This window comes from Pseudovibrio axinellae (genome assembly GCF_900110875.1).
GTDB classification, from domain to species: Bacteria; Pseudomonadota; Alphaproteobacteria; order Rhizobiales; family Stappiaceae; genus Pseudovibrio; species Pseudovibrio axinellae.
Genome location: NZ_FOFM01000013.1, coordinates 66,092 through 87,524, shown reverse-complemented (window position 1 = coordinate 87,524; position 21,433 = coordinate 66,092). Strand labels below are relative to the sequence as shown.

The 21,433-nt window shown below is 51.4% G+C and carries 18 protein-coding genes and 1 pseudogene; 13 read left to right on the top strand and 6 right to left on the bottom strand.

What is annotated here, in order from left to right; all coding sequences use genetic code 11:
* Positions 1–374 (bottom strand): annotated as a pseudogene (locus BMZ51_RS24380) (MATE family efflux transporter); the annotation flags it as partial.
* A 255-nt stretch (positions 375–629) separates the two neighbouring features.
* On the opposite strand from BMZ51_RS24380, the gene BMZ51_RS20055 reads away from it, so the two are divergent.
* Positions 630–1,022, top strand: a complete 393-nt coding sequence (locus BMZ51_RS20055; protein WP_068005357.1) for a pentapeptide repeat-containing protein — start codon at positions 630–632, stop codon at positions 1,020–1,022.
* Positions 1,023–1,134: 112 nt separating this feature from the next.
* On the opposite strand, the gene BMZ51_RS20050 is transcribed toward BMZ51_RS20055, so the two are convergent.
* On the bottom strand, positions 1,135–2,835 hold the full coding sequence (locus BMZ51_RS20050) for a Na/Pi cotransporter family protein (protein WP_068005351.1): 1,701 nt from the start codon (positions 2,833–2,835) through the stop codon (positions 1,135–1,137).
* Between the two features lie 468 nt (positions 2,836–3,303).
* Here BMZ51_RS20050 and BMZ51_RS24145 point away from each other — a divergent pair, with 468 nt between their 5' ends.
* Positions 3,304–3,525, top strand: coding sequence for a hypothetical protein (locus BMZ51_RS24145; RefSeq protein WP_175485052.1), 222 nt, complete (start codon positions 3,304–3,306; stop codon positions 3,523–3,525).
* A gap of 538 nt (positions 3,526–4,063) precedes the next feature.
* On the opposite strand, the gene BMZ51_RS20045 is transcribed toward BMZ51_RS24145, so the two are convergent.
* Complete coding sequence (locus BMZ51_RS20045) at positions 4,064–4,843, bottom strand: helix-turn-helix domain-containing protein (protein ID WP_068005348.1); 780 nt, start codon at positions 4,841–4,843, stop codon at positions 4,064–4,066.
* 147 nt (positions 4,844–4,990) lie between these two features.
* Here BMZ51_RS20045 and BMZ51_RS20040 point away from each other — a divergent pair, with 147 nt between their 5' ends.
* Positions 4,991–5,983, top strand: a complete 993-nt coding sequence (locus BMZ51_RS20040) for a threonine dehydratase (RefSeq protein ID WP_068005347.1) — start codon at positions 4,991–4,993, stop codon at positions 5,981–5,983.
* 49 nt (positions 5,984–6,032) lie between these two features.
* Here the strand turns inward: BMZ51_RS20040 and BMZ51_RS20035 are convergent, their stop codons facing one another.
* The gene (locus tag BMZ51_RS20035; protein WP_068005345.1) at positions 6,033–8,891 is read right to left on the bottom strand and encodes a DUF2339 domain-containing protein; all 2,859 of its coding nucleotides are present in this window, start codon (positions 8,889–8,891) and stop codon (positions 6,033–6,035) included.
* Between the two features lie 205 nt (positions 8,892–9,096).
* Here BMZ51_RS20035 and BMZ51_RS20030 point away from each other — a divergent pair, with 205 nt between their 5' ends.
* The 7 genes from BMZ51_RS20030 to BMZ51_RS19995 all read left to right on the top strand — a co-directional run bounded on the left by BMZ51_RS20030 (position 9,097) and on the right by BMZ51_RS19995 (position 16,279).
* Positions 9,097–9,684, top strand: a complete 588-nt coding sequence (locus tag BMZ51_RS20030) for a TetR/AcrR family transcriptional regulator (protein WP_068005344.1) — start codon at positions 9,097–9,099, stop codon at positions 9,682–9,684.
* A 56-nt stretch (positions 9,685–9,740) separates the two neighbouring features.
* Positions 9,741–10,982, top strand: a complete 1,242-nt coding sequence (locus BMZ51_RS20025) for an NADH:flavin oxidoreductase/NADH oxidase family protein (protein ID WP_068005342.1) — start codon at positions 9,741–9,743, stop codon at positions 10,980–10,982.
* 250 nt (positions 10,983–11,232) lie between these two features.
* Positions 11,233–13,122 (top strand): 2-oxoacid:acceptor oxidoreductase subunit alpha, encoded by a 1,890-nt coding sequence (locus BMZ51_RS20015; RefSeq protein WP_068005339.1) that lies wholly within the window; start codon positions 11,233–11,235, stop codon positions 13,120–13,122.
* Between the two features lie 2 nt (positions 13,123–13,124).
* A complete protein-coding gene (locus tag BMZ51_RS20010; RefSeq protein ID WP_068005337.1) occupies positions 13,125–14,153 on the top strand; it encodes a 2-oxoacid:ferredoxin oxidoreductase subunit beta in 1,029 nt (342 codons plus the stop codon).
* Positions 14,154–14,277: 124 nt separating this feature from the next.
* Positions 14,278–14,829 carry an RNA polymerase sigma factor SigZ gene (gene sigZ, locus BMZ51_RS20005; RefSeq protein WP_068005335.1) on the top strand — a complete coding sequence of 184 codons (552 nt, stop codon included), beginning with the start codon at positions 14,278–14,280 and terminating at the stop codon, positions 14,827–14,829.
* Between the two features lie 67 nt (positions 14,830–14,896).
* The gene (locus BMZ51_RS20000) at positions 14,897–15,598 is read left to right on the top strand and encodes a glutathione S-transferase family protein (RefSeq protein WP_068005334.1); all 702 of its coding nucleotides are present in this window, start codon (positions 14,897–14,899) and stop codon (positions 15,596–15,598) included.
* A 156-nt stretch (positions 15,599–15,754) separates the two neighbouring features.
* On the top strand, positions 15,755–16,279 hold the full coding sequence (locus tag BMZ51_RS19995; protein ID WP_068005332.1) for an Lcl C-terminal domain-containing protein: 525 nt from the start codon (positions 15,755–15,757) through the stop codon (positions 16,277–16,279).
* A gap of 7 nt (positions 16,280–16,286) precedes the next feature.
* Here the strand turns inward: BMZ51_RS19995 and BMZ51_RS19990 are convergent, their stop codons facing one another.
* Positions 16,287–17,021 (bottom strand): DUF930 domain-containing protein, encoded by a 735-nt coding sequence (locus BMZ51_RS19990; RefSeq protein WP_082825607.1) that lies wholly within the window; start codon positions 17,019–17,021, stop codon positions 16,287–16,289.
* Positions 17,022–17,347: 326 nt separating this feature from the next.
* Here BMZ51_RS19990 and BMZ51_RS19985 point away from each other — a divergent pair, with 326 nt between their 5' ends.
* Positions 17,348–18,532, top strand: a complete 1,185-nt coding sequence (locus tag BMZ51_RS19985) for an NnrS family protein (protein WP_208979593.1) — start codon at positions 17,348–17,350, stop codon at positions 18,530–18,532.
* 185 nt (positions 18,533–18,717) lie between these two features.
* On the opposite strand, the gene yghU is transcribed toward BMZ51_RS19985, so the two are convergent.
* On the bottom strand, positions 18,718–19,584 hold the full coding sequence (yghU, locus tag BMZ51_RS19980) for a glutathione-dependent disulfide-bond oxidoreductase (protein ID WP_068005329.1): 867 nt from the start codon (positions 19,582–19,584) through the stop codon (positions 18,718–18,720).
* A gap of 451 nt (positions 19,585–20,035) precedes the next feature.
* Here yghU and BMZ51_RS19975 point away from each other — a divergent pair, with 451 nt between their 5' ends.
* Together BMZ51_RS19975 and sigJ are read left to right on the top strand one after the other, a co-directional pair.
* A complete protein-coding gene (locus tag BMZ51_RS19975) occupies positions 20,036–20,467 on the top strand; it encodes a carboxymuconolactone decarboxylase family protein (RefSeq protein WP_068005327.1) in 432 nt (143 codons plus the stop codon).
* 2 nt (positions 20,468–20,469) lie between these two features.
* Entirely contained in the window at positions 20,470–21,342 is an 873-nt protein-coding gene (gene sigJ / locus BMZ51_RS19970; RefSeq protein WP_068005326.1) for an RNA polymerase sigma factor SigJ, read from the top strand.
* Positions 21,343–21,433: the final 91 nt, after the last annotated feature.

Below are 21,433 nucleotides of genomic sequence, written 5' to 3'. Positions count from 1 at the left end.
GCACTTGGACGCCCGGCGTTCGAGCGCGTACTCGCGACCTGAATTGAACGGGTAAGAGCAACCTGCATTCTGAATTCGATTTCTGCAACAAGGCCCCTGCCACCGGCCTTTTGGGCAGCCTCTGCTCCATGTTGCGTGTAGGTTTGTGCAATAACTGAGCGGCCAATCTGCGTGATGCCAGCAAAGAAAAAAATGGCAGACATGACCATAAACACCGCAGGCCCCGATGCCGTGAGGGTTTGCTCAGAGTAGGCAGCAAGACACAATCGGTCGACGATCATCATCAGCGTTCTGCCAGACATAGCCAGCATCAGCGGGCCTGAAACGCGCAGAACCCGTTTTAACTCGTGGTAAAACAGCAAAGAGTTTGGCAAGTGGCTATATATTCCGGCAAAAATGTAACTCAAGATTGCTGAGCTTATATTGCCTGATCACCGGCTGTAAATCCGCTTTTTGCTGCCAAAAGTGAATGCCGCCACGGTGTGACCGGCCCGCCACAACCTCCACTGCAGCCCTCATACAATCAGTCCTGACAAAACAAATGTTGCGCAGGAGTTTGCGGTATAGCTATCTTTGAACACACTCGTTGGTTCTGCACTGAAAGTGCGTTTGCTGAATGGAGAAGTATTATGGAAGATCAAAAGCCGTTTGATGGGCCTGATTTGTCAGAAGTTCATTATGAGCGTGCCAATATGACTGGAAGTCGGTTCCATGCTGTAAACCTTGACCGCGCGAGTTTTTATGCGGTCATGACCCGCGCTCAGTTTACCAATAGCAACCTCAGCGAAGTGAGCTTTGATGATGTCAACTTGGCAAACGCTAAGTTTCACAACGTGAATCTGTCCGAAACCGTTATCAGTGATGCAAACCTATCAAATGTGACGATCACTCAGGCTACGCTTGCGAACTGCGAAATGACAGATGTTGATCTTACGGGGATGAAGATCAATGGAGTGTTGGTGACAGATCTTTTCGATGCCTACGAAAAATCGAAGCTTCGAACCTCAGCTCCCTCCAACTAAAGGGTCGCAAGCAAAACCATCGGTAAAACCCTGTTCCGCATGCTGCCGGGTAAAAGCGATTTGAGGTGGCCGACAAGGCCTGACGGTGATGACCGCTCTCAAACCGCTTCAATCAGGTTTCCAATGGGGTCATCACAGTAGGGCCGTCTTGTGTTTCGCTTGCGAGCCTGCTGCGCAACAGCTCACCTTCGCTCTCAACGATCGGGTAGGCTACAGTTGTCAGGAGCGCATTTAAGTATTTTAGATCGCTAATGGTTTCCAGGTGAATGGAGCTGGTTGTGCGGCTTGATTGGCGATGCTCAGAAAGACGTCGCAAATGAGCTTCCCGGCTCTTGTATTCTAACTCTCGCACCACAACCTTTCGTGCCACCAGATCGCGCGCCAGAGCAGGGTCTCGCGTAATGAGCACGCGCAGCGAAATCTGCAGGTTTTGCAAAACAGCCGCGTGCAGGTCCTTAATTTCTCTCCAGCCTTCCTGAGAGAACTCCTTGTTCAGGTCGGATTTCTTTTCTGCAAGCACCAGAAGTTTGCGCTGAATGACATCTCCCATCTGCTCCAAGCAGACACAATAATTCATCAGTTCAGTGTATTTTTGATAGTCGCCCTCACTCATGCAGCGGGGCGTGACATCTGTCAGGTATTCTTTGATGGAGCGATGTAGATCATCAATTTCGTCGTCCATTTTCATCAAGCGCCGCGCTGAGTGACCATCATCTCCCCTAAAGACTGGCACCACCCCGCGCAACATGGCTTCCACCTTCTCGCTCATATGCAACATTTCGCGGGTGGCAGCGTTAAACGCCAGGTCCGGCGTTTCAAGCAGTTTTCGGTCAAGCAGGCTTAATCGCTCCATTACAGTGTCGTCCTGTGGCTCGAGCGCGCTATCAGAAATGATAAGCTTGGTCAGAGCTGCCACAATACTGATGGTTGGGATGCCAAGCAAAACAACAGCAAGGTTGAAGCCACTGTGGAAGTTTGCAATTGCACGGGCAGGGTCATCCCCCAGCATCTCAGCGTTGAGCACGCCAAAGTGCATCATGAGCAAGGCAAGGAGCACGCCCGAAACACGAAAGATCATATTGCCCAGGGGCACGCGGCGCACCTCTGGGCTATCGCTCATAGTTAAAACCAGCGGAATAATGCTAGAGCCGATATTTGCCCCTAAGATGAAAAGCAACGCGCCTTCAATCGGCAAAACGCCGGTGCTTGCCAGTGTCATGATCATCAAGACAACAGCAACAGATGAGTGCAACAGCCAGGTTAAAGCTGCCGCTGTTATGATGGCTATGAGCGGGTCACCAATCAACAAATTCAAGATCACAGGCAGCGCGCCGCTCTCACGCAGCGGTTCAGAGGCCATGCTGATAAAGGATAATGCGATCAACATTTGACCAACGCCAATGATGATACGGCCTGTTTGGCGCATTGTGCGGGTGCTGCCGCGAGAAAACAATGCTCCACCAACCACAAGGCAGACCGGCAGTAGCCAACTCAAGTCAAGAGAGAGCACTTGCACGACCATAGTTGAGCCAAGGTCCGCCCCTAACATAATTGCAAGGCCGGCCGCTAAGGTGATGGAGCCTTTGCTGATAAAACCACGGGCAAGAATCGCGGTGGCTGTGGCGCTTTGAAGAATGATGGAAACTAAGAAGCCGGTGCTAAAGCTCGTGTACCGGTTCTTGGAGGCCTGCTGCATCCAACCTTGGAACTTCTGCCCAACGGCGCGTTCGACGCCTGTGCGGATCATTCTGGTGGCCCAAAACAGAAGCGAAATGCCAGCTGCCAGATGTAATAGTATTTCAAAGCTGCTCATCATAGCCTCCGGATTGATTTTTCGCGGTTATTTAAAGGAGACTTTCATAACCTCACGCGCTGTGCGGTGAAGTAAAGCTCTGCAAGCAGGTGCTGTCGGAGGATTAGAATAAACGACCCCCTTAATTCCCAGAGGGAAAATGCTTCGAGAAAGCAGGGATTATATCGAGCACCGTGGAACCCCGGCAAATTCTTGAAATCGGTCCGGCAACTAAAATTAGCCACCTCATTGAATTAGTGTTTAAGATAAGTCACTTACAAAAGTTAAGCAATGCGAAGCAGGTGAAATTTTCGAGAAAAATACGCAATAAGTGCGCTTAACTGGTTTGTGAAAGAGTATTTTCAGCAAGCTGTATGCCCGTCAAATTATCTATAACATACTGATGTAATTGGATAATATTAGTAAATATCGGAACTCGATTATTACAACTAAAAATGCACTATGTGCGTTATCCCCAGAGTATTTGAAATGCAAACTAACACCTTGCCAAGCTGTTATTCGCCGTCGTTTTGCGCCATGTGGCTCTCTGGCGGTCTCTGCTCCTGCGACAAAAACTTTGATTTGCGTAATCTGGAAACAGAGACGGCTCGGGAAAACGGTATTGATTACGATGCGCCAGTTAAGCTCACCAGTGCACGTGTTTACATTCAGCCAGGAGATAGCATTCGGGTGCCAGAAAGGTATTTTTAGAAATCCGCAATTTTGCGGAACTGGTTGCATAGTGGGTCAGCGTCCTCAGCGAGGTGCGTTGAGGCACACCTCGCCGGAGAACTGGGTTACTTTTGACTTACCTTCTGAGCAATAATGAATGATGCCAGATTGTTAGTGCTTGCGAAGTTTTTTGAGATCTTGGTCACGATATATACTCCTAGACATTTGAAAGATTTGGGAAATCTTTCTGTGTGGATGCCTTGGGTCAGTTGTCATCTAAGTTACGAATGAGAAGCAGAGCGCTCGATTGCGAGGGGTGCATCCTCAGGCTTTCCCGTACGTCCACACTCAACAAATAGGAGCTGATTGAGGCGTTTGTGTGAGCGTTCAGTTAAGAAACTACTCGGCCTTTGACAGATCAGATAAATAACGACGCACTCCTGTTGGGTAGCGGCACAAGGTGGTGGTGCAAGCGGGATGCCTGGCTTCACGGTGTTAGAGAGTGCTGTCGTGAAGTGTCGCCCGGCGAATGACGATCTCCTCGCTCGGCTCAATGCGCTTTGTTGCGGCCAGTAGCTTATGAGATGAGAAGGCTGGGGGCGATAGCGAGGCGTTTTTGAAAAACCGAGCTCATATGTGCATGAGAAGAAAAACCGCAGTCATAGGCGATTGAACTCAGAGTTCCAGCTTTCGCGCGCAGCAGCTGGCGTGCTCTAGCAACCCGTCGTTCTATGATGAAGTCGTGTGGTGTTTTTCCCGTGGCGGCTTTAAATGCTCTGTTCAAGAACCCGGCAGACAGGTCAACACACTGCGCCAGATCCTCAACACTCAGGGGGCTGGCAAGTTGGTCCTCAACAAACTCTAGGAGTTTTCTCAACCGCGCATCCGTCATGGAGGCTTGCGCAGCAGGGGCTTTGAAGCCTCCGTTCATAACACTTTGGGTTACATCCAACACCTCAAGCAGGCGCGTTTCCACCTCGAGCGGACAAAACTCTGCGCGAGATAAAATCACCTTTCGCAAGTCATAGGCCGCAGCAATGGCTCGGGGGGAAACAGCGTGATTGAACCGCTCAGCCTGCGGTATATCGCAGGTGTATTCAGCAGGCACGGTAAACGTCAGGTATTCACCACCTGTTTGACTTTCCGATACGAGCGAACAGCCTTGAGGCACAAAGGCAAGGCTGTTGGGCCGGGTCCAAAAATCAACCAGCTTGTCACTATCAAACGCATGCGCCCCGCACTGGTTTTCAAAAGCAAAACCAATGGAAGCCTGTTTGGCCGTATAAGCGGCGCAATAGGCCCTGCTGGGTAGCAGCTGGAGGTTCCATTTTTGAATAATTGGCGCTAGCGAATTCATGCTTGGGTTAGGGTCCTAACGGGGTCTGGTTGTTTACCTATACAGCCCAAGGAGCGCACCGGGCAAGATTGAGGTCAGTTTTTTGAAAGACCAGAGTAGAGCATGTGGCTAAGCTGATGCCAGTTTGTGCGCGATGAAGGAATTTTAATGTCTTTGTTTTCACTAGATGAGTTGGAAGCTGCCCATACAATCGTCCAGCAGTTTGTTCCGCAAACGCCAGCCTATGCCTGGCCGCTGCTGAAAGAACGAACCGGTGTGGATGTTTACATCAAACACGAGAACCATACCCCAACAGGCTCGTTTAAAGCACGGGGTGGCTTTATTTACATAGACACGTTGATGAAGTCCGGTGCAAAACCAAATGGTGTGGTGACCGCAACGCGAGGCAATCACGGCCAGTCGGTAGCCCTTGGCGCGACGCGAAATGGCATTCCTGCTTATGTCGTTGTGCCAGAGGGAAACTCGCTGGAAAAGAACGCAGCTATGCGAGCGTTTGGGGCGCAGGTTATCATTGCGGGTAAAGACTTTGATGAGAGCCGTGCTGTTGCGCAAAAACTGCATGAAGAGCATGGGTATCATTCCATACCCTCCTTTCATAAGGACCTCGTCAAAGGCGTCTCCACTTATGCGTTGGAACTCTTTCAGGCCGTTCAGGACCTGGATGTGGTCTATGTGCCAATTGGTATGGGCTCTGGCATTTGCAGCCTGATCACAGTGAGGGATCTGCTTGGTCTTAAAACCAAGATCATTGGCGTATGCGCTCAAGAAGCACCTGCTTTCGCCTTGTCTTTTAGCGCAGGAAAACCGGTGAAAACCGAAACGGCAAACACGTTTGCAGATGGCATGGCCTGCCGCGATCCACAGCCAGAAGCTTTGGAGATTATTCTAAAAGGGGCTGAGGATGTTGTCATGGTAAGCGATCGGCAGATTGCTGAGGCTATGGCCGTCTACTACACCGATACGCATAATCTGGCAGAAGGTGCAGGTGCTGCTGCGCTGGCCGCGCTAATGGCCAACAAACATGCTCTTCAAGGCAAGCGGGCGAGTGCGATTTTAACTGGCGGAAACATTGATCTTTCCACCTTCCTTAGTGTGATGAACACGCATGTGAAAGAAACGAAACAACGCCTTCCTGCATAATAGGTAAAAAGGGAGGGGCAAAAGCTCCTCCCTTTTTACCTAGGTCTGGTTATTGCGGCTGAGGGTCTGGCTCCTCGTTGGCCGGGCTCTGCTGTGAAAATGAGAGAAACCTGTTATTGGCCCATGCAATGCCAACCAGTGTCAGGCCAAGCCCGATAAACGAGGTTGCGCGAGCAAGGCCGTAAAGCCCCGACATGTCGATGAAGAACACCTTCAGACACGTCACGCCAATAAACGCCAGGCCAACTTGTCCAACACGCTTGCGCTGTTTGACGGAAGCAACGCTGATCAAACCAACCGAGAAAATCAGCATGGCAACTGTGTAGCTATACAGCTCTTCCAGCATCACGCCCTGGGCTGATAAGACAGACCCTTGCCAGAAGGCTCTTATTTCCAGCCCAACAAACAGCACTAACAGAACACCGGCAACCGCACGGGTTATGTTTTGAGGGATTTCTTTAAAGCCCCAATACCGCTCTGTTGCCACAAGCATTGCAACAGCTGGGTAAAGATAGGCGATTGAAAGGCTGTCTACCGGGATGTAGCCAAACACATAGCTGCGGTATAGCGGGTTCAGCAAAATTGCCATCAAGCTAGTGAAAAGCATCAGGCCCCAATAGGAAAAGAACAGGTAAGTCCGTAGCGTTGGGAAGGACGTTGAAACTGTCATTCGTTTCAGCTGTACGCATACCTGCACAGCGAAGATCAATGCGTACGACCCAAAGTCCACATAGCGGGGCATCGCAGCCTGGTCATCGTAAAACACATTGAGCAATGCACAGGCCAACACCGACAATGCAGCCCAGGCCGTCGTTTCAAAAACAACCGCCTCACTTGCGCTTTCGCGTTGATTGCCGCGCCACCAGCCGACCGCGCTCAAGAACAGAACAGGCAAAAACAAGACTGCAATATCTGCGTATGTCGTGCTTTCATAGGAAGCGAAATAGCGTTGGGTGGTAAAGAAAATCGCAGCGCTCAGGAAGACATAAAACGTGGTACGGGCGCGTTTGAGTGCAAACAAGTCAGATAGTTCAAGCACCGCCACGGCACCCACCATCATTGCAATCGGCAACATGATTTCGCCAAAGAACTGATAGGAGAACGGCAGGACGAGCAAGAACGCCAGTGCAGAGCTGCCCTCCACACACAGCTCAAATTTCTTGGGACCTTTACGCAAATACACAGCGATGCAGGCTTGGAGCCCGAGCGCGAACACATAGCCAAAAGAGCCAGCGGGCGAGATAAGCCAAGGGGCTTGCAGCGCGGAAAACACACTGTAGACCAATGCGCCAAGGCTAGGCAGAGCGATGGCCGTCCAATGCCAATAATCAGGACGCACCGAGTGCCGAGCGCGCAGCAGGCTGCCACCGGTTAATACAGAAATAACAACGGCGAGGAGCACGAGGTAGTAAAGTTGGTCGGTTGCTTCAAATACCCAAGGGTTTCCAACAATGCCGGTGAGCATGATTACAAAACCAAACATCAGTCCCGGAGCCATCAGGTCCAGACTTTCCGCTTTGGAAAGGAAAAAGACATGAGTGACTAAAAGACAGGCGAACACCAGCACCATAGGCCTCACCAATCCTGCATTTTGGTGGGTGAAGTAGAGAGCGAGGACCAGAACCAGCGCACCAACGCCATAGCTGAGCAGGGCAGGGTATGTTTGCTTGTAGTTCAAAAACTCCTTGTCAAATGGCCACCAGCTGTAAGGTGTTTTGGGCGGAAGGCCCATGGCAGGAACTGTGATTGTCAAAACAAGAATAGCTGCAAGCATCACAGGTGTCAGGTTCAGATCCGGCATTTTGAAGTACAGCAAAAAGACCCAGACAAAAACGGAAAGGATGCTTAGCGCAGAGAGCCAGATCCATTTTTGCAACCGCTCAACGGCAAGGCTGGAGGCAAGCACCATCGCAAAATAAAGGTACAGCATCGCTGAGGGTTCTGCACCGCTGACCAACAATGGCGAATAGTACGCGCCTAAAATTCCGATGGTAGCAAGGACAGGGCCATAGATAAGCCCTCCGCCGATCGCGAGCCATGAGACGACAGCCAGCCCGATGAGTGCTGTTACAGGGCCAATTAACCCATAAAGAGAATAGGCACCTACGGTTGCACCAAACAGCGTGGCAAGCCCGCCACTGGCAGCTGCAACCAACGGGCCAAACGGATCGACTGGTTGGCTTTTGTGTTTGCGGCGGGCAAATTCCGCACCGCAAATGAGCGCCAGCCCAAAGGCAAGTGCACAGCCCACCCGCATGGAGGGTGAAAGGATCCCGTTTTCAATGCCATATTGAACAAAGAAAATGCCACCAAAGCCGAGAGAAAGGGCACCAAGCCAGACAACCCAGTTCTTTTTAAAGTTCTCAAACACGTTCTTAAAGACACGCCCGAACCACGTATCTAATGGCGTTTTTTTAGGACGGAACTCTGCAGGGTGTGGAACCTTTTTCTGCGGCATCTGTGTTGCAGGAGAAAGGCCTGCGCCACTGTTCTGCGTGGAGACCGGAGTTTCCCATGGCCGCTTTGACTTTGGCTTTTTAGGTGCCTGTGCATGTTCTAGTGCCTCAGGCTTGCGCTCCTGCGGGGCTTCCTCGTGTTTGAAGGTTTCCTTCTCAGGAAGCTCCTGCTTTGCCTTAGGTGCTTCAATCGGTGTTGATTGTGCTGATCGCACCACATCGTGTGCAGCACTGACAGCTGCGGTTTTACCCGCCTCTTGAACCTTGCTCTCTTCAGGGGCTGCCGCGCTGTGTTGCGGCGTCTGTTCCTTTAACTCTGCAACGCTAATGTTGAGGGCTTTGAGCTCTTGATTTAAATAATTCAGCTTGCGTGATATTTCGAGGAGGAGGCCCCGAAGACTGTACGCCGTGACTGTGAAAACGACGAGAATTGCACAAATGAAAATATACATAGGAGGCCTTATGCACTCAAAAACATCTTTAAGTAGAAAATATATAAACTAGACTTAACGAACCAAAGCATGAGATTCAATTATCTCAAACGTGCTATAGCCCATTCTCCGTGTGTCAAACTGTAAATAGCAACTGCCAAACTTGAAAAACGCTCGCTTCAATGGCATGTGTTGCTCGACTCAGCCCAAAATACGAGAAAAGACGATGGCCAGACCCCGCAAAAGCGATGCATCACGAGAACAGTTGCTTTCCATTGGAATGCGCTTGTTTAGCGTGCAGGGGTACCATGCGACCGGGCTCAAGCAGATCCTTGATGAAGGCAACGTTCCCAAGGGGTCATTTTACCATTACTTTGGCAGCAAAGAAGCCTTCGCTGCGGAAATTATCCGCCTGTATATGCAAAAGCTCTTCACGCTCTTTGCCTTTGAAGAGGATGCACCTGTCCTTGAAAGCCTGCTTGGCGCACACAAGAAGCTGATTGACCTGCTGAATGCAGGAAACTGCTGCCAAGGTTGCATTTTAGGCAGTATCACAGCAGAGGCGAGTGGGCTTGACAGCGAGATCAGACAGGCGATGGCGGACGGGTTTCGTGATTGGCAGAAGATCTATGAGGAACTGTTTCAACGTGGCCAGAAGACGGGAGAAATCCGCGCTGGAGTTGAGCCCGACAAACTGGCACGATTGTTCCTAAATCACTGGGAAGGTGGCTTGCTCAGAGCACAGGCTGAAGGGTCCTCTGAAATGCTTGAGGCATCCCTGAACACGTTTTGTGGCGTTCTACTCAAACCTTGATCTTTGTGAGAAATCATTTATAGACGACCGGTCACTTATTAATTAAGGAATCGGCCATGACGCGTGCCAGCATCTTAAAAGAACCGCTCGTATTAGCGAATGGTACGACACTTCCCAACCGTTTTTTGAAGTCCGCGACCAGCGAACAGCTTGGTGATCGTAACAGAAACCCCAAACCGGGTCTGGCGAAACTATATGCCAACTGGGCAAAGGGCGGAACGGGCTTGCTCATCTCTGGTAATCTTATGGTAGACCGCAGTGCATTGGGCGAGCCGTTCAATGTGGTTTTGGACGAGCAGAGCGATCTGAATGCATTTAGAAAGTGGACGGCGGCGACACTGATCAATGGCACGCATTTTTGGGCGCAGCTCAACCACCCTGGCAAACAAAGCCCTGCTATTCTTTCCAAAGAACCTGTTGCACCATCGGCTATTGAATTGGGTCGTGGCCTCTCCAAGGCCTTTAATAAGCCAAGAGCAATGAGCGAGCGCGAAATTCTGGATGTAATTGACCGCTTCATCACAGCTGCGAAACTGGCAAAGCAAGTCGGCTTCACCGGTGTTCAGATACACGGTGCTCACGGCTACCTGGTCAGCCAGTTCCTCTCCCCCAATCATAACCAGCGAACCGACAAGTGGGGTGGATCTCTTGAAAACCGCATGCGGTTTGTAATTGAGATCTACAAGGGCATTCGTCAGGCAGTTGGTAAGGACTTTCCTGTTGCAATTAAGCTGAACTCCGCCGACTTCCAAAAGGGTGGTTTCACGCAGGAAGACTCCATGCATGTGGTTGATGCGCTGGTGCAGGCCGGTATTGATTTTATCGAAATTTCTGGCGGCAGCTACGAGCGCCCGGTGATGATGACAAAATCAGCTGCGACGCAAAAAGACTCAACCAAAAAGCGCGAAGCCTATTTCCTCGACTACGCAGAGGATCTGCGCAAGCGCAGCAACGTGCCACTGGCCGTGACCGGAGGCTTTAGAACCTCAAAGGGTATGGAAGAGGCAATCAACTCTGGTGCAACCGATATGGTGGGAATGGCGCGTCCGTTGATTTTGAAACCCGACCTACCGTTAGCAGCCATCGCCTCAGCGGATTTTGAGTTCACTTATACGGAGCCAACCACCGGGAATCCAAAGCTGGATAGAGCAGTTATGCTCAACATGGTTTGGTTTGAAAAACAGATGTGGCGGATTGCGAAAAACAAAAAACCTAAACACAAGCTCTCGCCCTGGTTAACTGCCGCCTCCGCTATTTGGACGGTGATGACGAAACCGCCAGTTCCCCGGCGTGCGTAACGCATTGAAGTTGCATTAAGCGAATGGAAAGACGGTCTGAAGACGACTGTCTTTCCCTGTCATACCTGCCAAATTTCTCCATATTTTTAGTCTAGCATGCGTTAACGCGTCGCAACTCCAAGCGCGCGCGAACAGTTTACAAAAACTCACAATCAAGTGGGTATACTGGCTCAGCTGAACGGCGGTGTCCGCGAGGACCAAAACAACAACAAATAATCCCGTCGCTGCGGCCAGCATTTTGGAGCTGAACATGCAGAACGGATTGGAACGAGGCGCGGCAAACCGCGAACTTCCCGTTTCCCAGCAGCCAGAGGTGGACTATGTACGTGTCCGCTTTGCTGGAGATTCTGGCGATGGAATTCAAATGACTGGCACGCGGCTGGCAGAAGCTGCTGCTCGCTTTGGCAACGACATCGCAACTTTCCCTGATTTTCCGGCTGACATCCGCGCTCCAAGCGGCACGATCTACGGTGTCTCTGCCTACTCGCTCAATATTGGTCATGCAGAGGTAGACACCTTTGGTGATGAAGCCGACGCGCTCGTGGCGCTTAACCCCGCTGCTGTGCGCAAGTATCTTGAAGGGGTAAAGCAAAACGGATTGCTGATCCTTGATAGGGATGCCTTTACTGAGCGTGCTTTGACAAAGGCTGGGTTTATCAGCAACCCCTTGGAGGATGGCTCTCTTTCCAATTTCCGAGTTTTGCCGTTGGAGATCACCAGCAATACGGAGAAGGCGCTGAGGGAAACAGGGCTTTCTGCAAAGGACGCCAAACGCTGCAAAAACATGTGGACCCTTGGCTTGGTCCTATGGTTGTTTGAACGCTCCACGACTGATGTCGAACACTGGGTTGAGCAGAAGTTTCACCAAAAGCCAGAGCTCGCCAAGGCAAATATCTTGGCCTTACAAGCTGGTCATCTTTATGCCGAGGTGAACGAGCTGCCCTCTGGTATTGAGCGATATAACATCCAGCCTGCGCCGCTGATGGAAGGCGAGTACCGCTCCATTAACGGCAATGAGGGGCTGGCCTACGGCCTTTATGCAGGTGCCACACTGGCAGACCTTGAGTTGTTTTACGGCTCCTACCCCATCACGCCAGCATCCCCGTTACTGCACACAGTTGCTAAGCTGAAAGAGCTTGGTGCGCTTTCTTTTCAGGCAGAAGACGAGATTGCTGCGGTATGCGCTGCCATTGGGGCTTCTTATGCAGGGCATCTGGGCGTAACGGGCTCTTCTGGCCCCGGGATTGCGCTGAAAACAGAAGCTATTGGGCTTGCCATTATGACAGAGCTGCCGTTGGTCGTCGTCAATGTGCAGCGCGGGGGGCCATCCACTGGCCTTCCAACAAAAACAGAACAGTCCGATTTATTTCAGGCCATTTGGGGCCGCAATGGGGATGCGCCTCTGCCCGTAATCGCGCCCGCTCACCCCGGTGAGTGTTTTGATATTGGGGTGGAGGCTGCAAAGCTTGCCACCAAACACATGACACCGCTCATGGTGCTTTCCGACGGGTATATCGCCAACGCCAGCGCACCTTGGAAACTGCCAGATTTCAGTGACCCTGCCTATCAGCCATTCCCCGTTAAAAAAGCCAGTGAACCAACCGGTTTCCTACCGTTTGATCATGACCCAGAGACGATGGCGCGGCCTTGGGCGGTTCCTGGCACCGCAGAATTGATGCACCGCATTGGTGGGTTGGAAAAGCAAGCTGGCAGCGGTGATATCTCCTATGACGGTGAGAACCACCAGCTGATGACCCAGATCCGGGCGCAAAAACTGGAGGCCATTGCCAACAGCATCCCGGTTCAACATGTGGAAACGGGCGAAGCCACCGGTAAACTGGCGTTGGTTGGTTGGGGCTCCAGCTGGGGTCCAATTCGGGTGGCAGCCCGGCGGGCACAGCTGGAAGGGCGATCCGTCTCCCACATTCACTTGCGTCATTTGTGGCCACTTCCACCTAATTTGGAGGAGCTGCTCTCTGGTTTTGACCGCATCATCATTCCAGAAATGAATAATGGCCAGCTTGCAACGGTATTGCGCAGCCAGATGCCCCTTTGCTTTGAGAGTGTTACATGCGTGAAAGGGCGGCCTTTCCTTGTTCGCGAGATCGCGAAAATTATCGATGATGTGTTGGGGGCATAACCATGACTGATCTGAAACCAAAAGATTTCGCCAGCACTCTTGATGTTCGCTGGTGCCCCGGCTGCGGTGATTATGCTGTGCTGAAAAGTCTGCAAAAGATCCTCTCGGACACTGGCGCAAAACTGGAAGACACTCTTTGCGTCTCCGGCATTGGTTGCTCTTCACGCTTGCCCTACTACATGGCGACCTATGGCTTCCATAGTATTCATGGGCGCGCACCGGCAGTTGCAACCGGCGCGAAACTGGCTAACCCAGAACTGGATGTATGGGTGTTTACAGGGGACGGCGACGGCCTTTCTATTGGCGGCAACCACCTTATGCACGCCCTGCGCAGAAATCTGGATATGCAGATCGTTCTGTTTAACAACCAGATTTACGGCCTGACAAAGGGCCAGTTTTCACCAACCTCGCAAAAGGGCTTGCGCACACCAAGCTCGCCGGGTGGTTCCGTGGACACTCCGCTCAATCCTGTCCGCTTTGCCATTGGGGCAGGGGCAAAGTTTATTGCACGCAGTGTTGACACTCAGGCCAAAGTGCTAGGTCCGGTACTGCAAGCTGCACGCACATTTGAGGGAACCGCTTTTGTTGACGTGCTGCAAAACTGCGTTATCTTTAACGATGGTGTCTTTGATAAGCTGAAAGACAAGAAGCAGGGGCCGGACCACACGCTTTTTGTGGAGCACGGCCAGCCGTTGGTCTTTGGCGTTGATCGAAACAAGGGCATACGCATTAAAGCGGGAGGGTTTTCTCTGGAGGTTGTTTCACTGGAAGAGGGCGGCCTCAGCGAAGCTGACCTTATCGTGCATGATGAAACCAACCACGCATTGGCCGGGGCACTGGCTGAGCTTGGGGGCAACGCTGGTGAACCAACGGTTCTGGGCATCCTGTTTCGTGAGGAAGCGCCAGAATTTGGGGCAGAAAGCCGGATTGGCCTGCCTGCCAAGCCGCTGAGCATGAACGAAAAACTGACCCGCCTTTCTGCTACACTGCGCAAAGCCGAAACATGGGATGTAGGCGAAGATGAGCAGTAGACTGCGTGTAGAACCCAAACAAGGAACAAGCCTGCACGCCCTTGTGTTTGCAGGCTGACTGCTTGAAATGCGCGCCTTTAGCGCTTAACTGTGCCGCCATAACAAAACCAACAGGTGCTGAGAGATGACGCAGGTGACCTTGGAAGATATCTGGGAGCAGTATCGCTCTGCCTTGAAAGCGTTTTTGCGTTCCCGCCTTTCCAATCCCGAAGATGTTGAGGATCTCCTGCAAGAAATTCTCATCAAAACCTTTCAGCGGCGCGGCCAGGTTAAGGATCAGGCGAGCCTCAAATCCTGGTTGTTTCAGGTTGCAAACAATACGATCATTGATTTTTACCGCAAAGCGGCGACGCGAAATGACGTCACCGCTGCGCAAGACTGGCACACCCAACAAGGGGAGATGGTAGAGCAAGACCTTGCCGTCTGCGTTCGCCCGTTCATTGCCTCTTTGCCAGAGGAAACCGCGCAACTTCTCACACGCATCGATCTGGAGGGTGTCTCCCAGCGGGACCTTGCGGTGCAAATGGGTGTGAGCTACTCCACGTTGAAATCTCGCGTGCAAAAAGGCAGGTCGCAAATGCGCAAACTGTTTGAAGATTGCTGCAAGATGACGCTGGATACAAAGGGCCGCGTTGCTGAATATCAAGAAAAAACAGGTGGTTGCAAAAACTGTTAGATTTTCTTTCGTCTTTTCTTGTCCTCACCCGTCTTACCAATGAGATCAAAATAACGAGGACGAGCCAATGCTTAAAGTCATCAGCTTCAAAATTTGCCCATTTGTTCAGCGCGTCACCGCAATGCTGGAAGCAAAGCAGATGCCCTACGAGATTGAATATATCAGCTTGAAGGACAAACCCGATTGGTTTTTGGATATCTCTCCAAACGCTCAGGTACCTGTGCTGGTTACTGAAAATGGAACAGCTCTGTTTGAATCAGACGCCATTGTTGAATACATCGACGAAATTGCACCGCCGCTGCACCCTGCTTTAACGCCTGAACAAAAGGCAGTTGAACGGGCTTGGAGTTATCAGGCTTCAAAAAACTATCTGGTCCAGTGCAGCACGATGCGCAGTAGAGACGAAGCGACCTTGGAAGAACGCGCCCCAAAACTGCATACGTTGTTTGCAAAAGCAGAACGGCAGGTTTCCGGTCTGGGTTTCTTCTCAAGCTCCAAGCCGGGTAATGTAGATATGGCTTGGTTGCCATTGCTTCACCGTGCAGCCATCGTCGAAAAACACTCTGGCTATGACTTTGTGAAAGACTTTCCAGCGGTGAAAGCATGGCAGAAACGGCTTTTAGAAACAGGCCTGGCAGAAAAGTCGGTCTCTGATGACTTTGAGAAAATGTTCAGCGACTTCTACCTGTCAGACCAAACGTTTTTGGGAGCTGGCAAGTGTTGCGACGCGCCAACAACTGACAGCTGCAAAACAGGAACCTGCTGCTAAATCTTCTTGGAAGGGAGCGCGCGGTTTGCGCCGCGCTCCTTTTTATCATCAATCTGTGCAGCAATGAGGAAACCTCGTTCAAGGCCTCAATGGAAACATTTTCTATCTCTTCAAAAGGGGGTGTTGCCTTTTAAAATTAGATTGTGATCCAATACAATGACAAACAAGCCACTTTGTTTTTTTGCACTGACTGCTTTGGGTATTTTGGGCCTGCTTTCAAACGCAATTGCGCAGGTGGATTGTATGAGCAAGCCTGCTTTACATGAGCGGTTTTCAGTGAGCGCAGGCCTCGTGCAGCAAAACGAAATGTCGCTGGAATGGAAACGCTGTGCAGAGGGGACAACATGGCAAGCGGAGACTGACAGTTGTCAGGGTACGCCGCTACACATTGGGCAAAATGCGGCGCTGGATCATTTCTCTGGCAATGAAGAGGGCTGGCGCTTGCCGAGTATTCAGGAGCTATACAGCCTTTTGGATTCCACCTGCGCTGATAAAACAGAGCTGCATGCCTTGTTTCCAGACCTGAAACACTCTGATTTTGCGCAAAATGCTGACTTCTGGTCTGCAACAGCCGATCAAAAACTCACCAACATGTACTACTATCTGGACTTCGTCACCTACAAGCTGGACTTTCATAGTGAAGGCTACTCTCTGGCCGTGCGTGCCGTCAGAGAGAATTGACAGGCAGCTAATGAGCAAACAGGAAATGCTCTTCCCACTGCGAGCGTGGGATTAGGTCTCCGCCTAAGAAATCCATGGCGGTGACCTGGTTGTTGGCTGCATCAAAGGTGCAGGTGTATTGTAGCCGGTACCATTTGCCTGCACTTCGGAACGCTGCACCCTGCGCGTTGATGGTGTTGTCAGTTACTTTGACATCGCCATAGGCGAAGGCCACGACCCGTTCTGGTTTGTATTGTGAATCCCAAATCTGAAGCTGTTCCATCACCTCCAGATTGCACAGCTGTTCGCGCTGGTCGGATGGGTCAAACAGAACCAGAGACTCCCTCAGCTCCTTGTTTTTCGGGTGGTTCAAAACGGTGCCAAGTTGAAATTTGCGGACAACGATACGCTCAGGCCCTTGCTCTCGTTCACGAACAGGCACGGGAGAGGGCAGCTCTACCGGCTCGTCTGGTAGGGCCGTTTGCGTCGCGATGGAGGAAACCGGCGTTTCTTGCGCGGCTGGCTTGGAGAACAGTTGATCCAGTTGTTTACCCGTTATGAACTCAACCCCAATGCTTTTGACTGGCGCAGCCTTGCGGGCGCGTGGCAAGCTGGTCATTGCAAGAACCCAATAAACGAGCAGATGGGTAGCCAAAGATGCCAATAGCAAAACAGCATGAAAACGGCCAGATCCCGTGAGTGGATCATCAACCTTGTCTGTTATTGGAATATAAAAGGAATCGATTGCGCCCGTGTCTTTCATAGGCAGGGACAATTGATTTGAAAGGCGGCAAAAATCCGGCAAAGATCACTGCTCTTTCCCTTTACCCGCAGATCATTTACGCACTGCCAAGCTCTACTTCTGCCTGAAATGTGAGCGCTTCTCACAAAACTGTGTGTGGCTAATTTAGAACTATTTGACATTGCACAAATATGAGTGTTGGTTTCATATTTATAAACCTAATGAATATCTCGTTCGGCCATGCCCCAACTCCTTTTGGTCGGACGCCTGTTTTTTACATTCTTCAAGCAAGGAGCGGAGGCTGACCTTCGCCGAACGAGCCGGATTAAATGCAACAAACACATACTATGTCGAAGCCCCCCAGTGCCGCCTCCTTCTCATGGGAGGCATTTTTCTCGCTCGGCTTTCGCCCATTTTACATTGCTGGCGCTGCTTATGCTGCCATCAGCGTTCCTTTATGGGTCGCTTCTGTCGTTGGCCTCATAGAGATCAACGGACCCTTGGAAGGCGTCCTGTGGCATTCGCACGAGTTGATCTTCGGCTTTGCCGTGGCGATCCTCATTGGTTTTCTCTACACCGCCGTTCAAAACTGGACGGGGCAAAAAACGCCAACCGGACCGGCCTTGGTTGGTCTGCTTGCGCTTTGGTTGTCTGCCCGCGTCTTTTTGTTTGTCGGGGGTGGTGGCCTAGGGCAGATTCTTGACCTGCTGTTCTTACCACTTGCCGCACTTGGGATTGCAATTCCGCTGTTTAAAACGCGCAACACCCGCAACTACTTTACGGTGGGCCTGTTGCTGGTGCTGGCCCTTGCGAACGCGCTGTTCCATGCCGTTGCGCTTGATATTATCACGCTGGACCCAGCCGATATCTTCCTTTGGGCGGTTGATGTCTTTGCGATTTTTATAACGATCATTGGTGGCCGGATCATTCCGCTGTTCACCAACAATGCCCTTGGCGTGAAGCGTGCGCAGCGCAAACAAAGGCTTGAGGATGTGCTGGGCGCAGGCATGGTCGTGTTGCTCCTCAGCGATATCTATTTTGGCATGAGTTATGAAGCTGCTACCTTGCGAGCCGCCGGCCTTCTCGTTCTTGCTGGATTGCACATCGTTAAAATTGGACTGTGGCGCCCGCAAATCACATGGGGCAAACCCATGCTGTGGATCTTGCCAGTCTCTTACGCCTGGTTGCCGATCGCACTGTTGTTGCGGGCAGGGGCTTTGCTAGATGCACCGTGGGATCAGGTGCTCGCCGTCCACGCAATCACCGTGGGCTCCATTGCAGGAATGATGCTGGCCATGATGACCCGCAGCGCACTGGGACATTCTGGCAGGCCACTGACACCAAGCTGGGTGGAAATCGCGATCTTCTATCTCATTGTCATGAGCGCGGCAGTGCGTGTGTTTGGCGTGCTGCTTTACCCGCAAGGCTATGAGATCGTGCTTGGCACGTCCGCACTGTGCTGGGTTGGGGCTTTTGGTCTCTTTACTGCAAAATACTGGAGCATTGTGACCCGTTCCAGAGGATGGCTTTAACAAAAGGTGAGTCCCTCAGCGGGCAAACCGGTGCTGCTAACACCTACACACCGCTGGCTACGGCCTTACTGCAAAACGTTACGTGCGATGAGCCGCCAACCCCAAGTAAGCGTGCTCATTTGAACGAACAAAGCCCGGTTGCTAAACAACCGGGCTTTGTGTTTTTTAATCATAGGGAGCGGTTATCAGGCACTTTCAGGTGCTTCTGTAACATCCAGATCACTTGCATCATGGCGTTCCGCAACTTGCTTTTCGTCCTCGCCCCACGTGCGGTTAACCCGCTTACCGCGCTTAACGGCTGGACGCTCTGCAATCTCGTCTGTCCAGCGTTTGACGTTCTTGTATTCATCAACCGACAAGAACTCGCCAGCACCGTAAATTGCGCCAAGCACCAAGCCACCGTACCAAGGGAAAATTGCCATATCAGCAATAGTGTATTCATCGCCTGCCATAAAGCGGCGCTCGGCAAGGTTACGGTCAAGCACATCCAACTGGCGTTTCACTTCCATGGCGAAACGGTTGATCGGGTATTCCATCTTCTCCGGTGCATAGGCGTAGAAGTGACCAAAACCACCGCCCAGATACGGCGCAGAGCCCATCTGCCAGAACAGCCAGCTTAAGGCTTCAGTTCTTGCTGTCGGGTCTTTGGGCAGGAATGCATCAAATTTTTCGGCGAGATATAACAGGATCGAGCCAGACTCAAACACGCGTGTTGGTGTCGGGGTGCTGTGGTCGACCAGTGCAGGGATTTTGGAGTTTGGGTTGGCAGCTACAAAACCGCTAGAGAATTGATCACCCTCACCGATGTTGATCAGCCAGGCATCATATTCTGCTCCGCTAAAGCCTGCGGCCAGCAGCTCTTCCAGCATGATTGTAACCTTAACCCCGTTTGGCGTCGCCAGAGAGTAAAGCTGTAACGGATGCTTGCCGACCTGAAGGTCCTTGTCGTGAGTTGACCCGGCGATTGGACGGTTGATGTTTGCAAACCGGCCACCGCTCGCTTGTTCCCACTTCCAAACTTTTGGTGGGGTGTACTCTTGCTTATCACTCATAAAATTCGAGCTCCGTATTTTGAAAATAGAAATGGGAACTGGCAGTAAACACTCTGCCTGATTTCATCTCAGCAGATGGGGGGAGACTTTGCTCAAATCAAGGCTCCGACCAAAAACAGGGACACAATATATGTCTGTGTGTTGCAACAGCTTTTACACTACACGATGCGCTGGATTAAAAATTGCTGTTTGCACAGCTGATGTTGCAATATTATTTCTTCCTTGATGCGATTTGGAGTGTCCCATTTTTACATAACAAAGCCGCTCATATTATCGTGACCTCACGATGTTTCTCCAAAACATGCGCGGTTAAGGGGATGCCCCTTCTTGCAATGCAGCGTACCCGGCCTGCGCAAATATTAATTTTAGAAAAACAACGTAGGCACGTCACATTCACGAGGGCTGCATCGTCGAGCCATTGAAGACAACAAAACCATCACTGGAGACGACGATGAACGCACACACCACCATCAATCACTATGAGAGCGGTGCACAGATTATGTCTGCGCTGCAAGCTGTTGAAGCCACCATCAGCGCCACTGGTTTTGACGAAAAGCTGCACCACCTCATCTTGTTACGTGCCTCCCAGATCAACGGCTGCGGGTTCTGCGTAAAAATGCATACCCGCGATGCCCGCAAGGCGGGAGAGACCAACACGCGGCTCGATCAGCTTATTATCTGGCGTCACTGCGATGATTTTTCGCCAAAAGAAAAACTGGCATTTGAGTGGACCGAAGCGCTGACTGAATTGAATAGGGAAGAGGAGTTATCCCGGCTTCGACAAGAACTTAAAACCCATTACAGTGATCAGGACATTTCTACCATGACAGCGATGGTCGGCATGATTAATCTATGGAATAGAATCGCAATATCGAACCACTGATCATGACATCAAAAACATCACTTTGTGCATTTGAGCAGGCCAGACCCATGTTAATGGGGCTGGCTTATCGTTTATTGGGCAGCGCGGCGGAAGCTGAAGACGTGGTGCAGGAAACCTACATCAGTTGGTCTGCGGCCGAGCATGACCAAATCACCAATCCAGATGCGTGGCTTACCACGGTGTGTACACGCAAGGCGCTGGATCAACTGAAATCTGCGCGCAAAAAACGCGAAAACTACGTGGGCATGTGGCTGCCAGAACCGTTGCATACCACAACACAAGAAACCCCGGAGGACCGGGTTGAGCTTTCAGAAAGCCTTAGCATGGCGTTTTTGTTGGTTATGGAACGCCTAGCACCTAAAGAGCGGGCAGCCTTCTTGCTGCGCGAGGTGTTCTCCTCCAGCTATGAGGAAGTCGCGCAGATACTGGATGTGACCCCGGCGAGCTGCCGCAAGCTGGTTTCGCGCGCCAAAACAAACATCAAACACAAGTCCGATCACTTTGTACCTCCTCCGGTCCAGCAAAATGAAATGGTTCATGCCTTTCAAACTGCACTGGAAACAGGCGAAACAGCGCCGCTGGCTCAGCTTTTGGCAGCAGATGTTGCGCTCCTGTCTGATGGCGGGGGTAAGGTCAACGCTATTGCGCAACCTCTCTTGGGTCTGGATCAGGTGCTTGGCTTTATCAATCAGGCTATCTCTCCTGCCACACGCAGCGGCCGGGCCTGGGTTGAAGAGCTCAACTCCTGTCCGTCACTGATCACAGTGGATGGCAGCGGCATCACGACGATCTTCACTTTCAGCTATAATGATGAGTTGAAGATCAATGCCATTTATGCGCAGCGCAATCCAGACAAACTGTCGGCGGTGCGTTAAGCGCGCAAAGTGCAGGCCTACAAGTCAGCCTTGCGCTCTGTCTCATAAACTACCAAGATATCTGGGCGAGATGTTCGCTCAGTTATTTTGA

Coding starts and splice junctions, on each gene's coding strand:
- BMZ51_RS20055 (WP_068005357.1), top strand. CDS start 630: ATGGAAGATCAAAAGCCGTTTGATGGGCCTGATTTGTCAGAAGTTCAT.
- BMZ51_RS20050 (WP_068005351.1), bottom strand. CDS start 2,835: ATGAGCAGCTTTGAAATACTATTACATCTGGCAGCTGGCATTTCGCTT.
- BMZ51_RS24145 (WP_175485052.1), top strand. CDS start 3,304: ATGCAAACTAACACCTTGCCAAGCTGTTATTCGCCGTCGTTTTGCGCC.
- BMZ51_RS20045 (WP_068005348.1), bottom strand. CDS start 4,843: ATGAATTCGCTAGCGCCAATTATTCAAAAATGGAACCTCCAGCTGCTA.
- BMZ51_RS20040 (WP_068005347.1), top strand. CDS start 4,991: ATGTCTTTGTTTTCACTAGATGAGTTGGAAGCTGCCCATACAATCGTC.
- BMZ51_RS20035 (WP_068005345.1), bottom strand. CDS start 8,891: ATGTATATTTTCATTTGTGCAATTCTCGTCGTTTTCACAGTCACGGCG.
- BMZ51_RS20030 (WP_068005344.1), top strand. CDS start 9,097: ATGGCCAGACCCCGCAAAAGCGATGCATCACGAGAACAGTTGCTTTCC.
- BMZ51_RS20025 (WP_068005342.1), top strand. CDS start 9,741: ATGACGCGTGCCAGCATCTTAAAAGAACCGCTCGTATTAGCGAATGGT.
- BMZ51_RS20015 (WP_068005339.1), top strand. CDS start 11,233: ATGCAGAACGGATTGGAACGAGGCGCGGCAAACCGCGAACTTCCCGTT.
- BMZ51_RS20010 (WP_068005337.1), top strand. CDS start 13,125: ATGACTGATCTGAAACCAAAAGATTTCGCCAGCACTCTTGATGTTCGC.
- sigZ (WP_068005335.1), top strand. CDS start 14,278: ATGACGCAGGTGACCTTGGAAGATATCTGGGAGCAGTATCGCTCTGCC.
- BMZ51_RS20000 (WP_068005334.1), top strand. CDS start 14,897: ATGCTTAAAGTCATCAGCTTCAAAATTTGCCCATTTGTTCAGCGCGTC.
- BMZ51_RS19995 (WP_068005332.1), top strand. CDS start 15,755: ATGACAAACAAGCCACTTTGTTTTTTTGCACTGACTGCTTTGGGTATT.
- BMZ51_RS19990 (WP_082825607.1), bottom strand. CDS start 17,021: ATGAAAGACACGGGCGCAATCGATTCCTTTTATATTCCAATAACAGAC.
- BMZ51_RS19985 (WP_208979593.1), top strand. CDS start 17,348: ATGTCGAAGCCCCCCAGTGCCGCCTCCTTCTCATGGGAGGCATTTTTC.
- yghU (WP_068005329.1), bottom strand. CDS start 19,584: ATGAGTGATAAGCAAGAGTACACCCCACCAAAAGTTTGGAAGTGGGAA.
- BMZ51_RS19975 (WP_068005327.1), top strand. CDS start 20,036: ATGAACGCACACACCACCATCAATCACTATGAGAGCGGTGCACAGATT.
- sigJ (WP_068005326.1), top strand. CDS start 20,470: ATGACATCAAAAACATCACTTTGTGCATTTGAGCAGGCCAGACCCATG.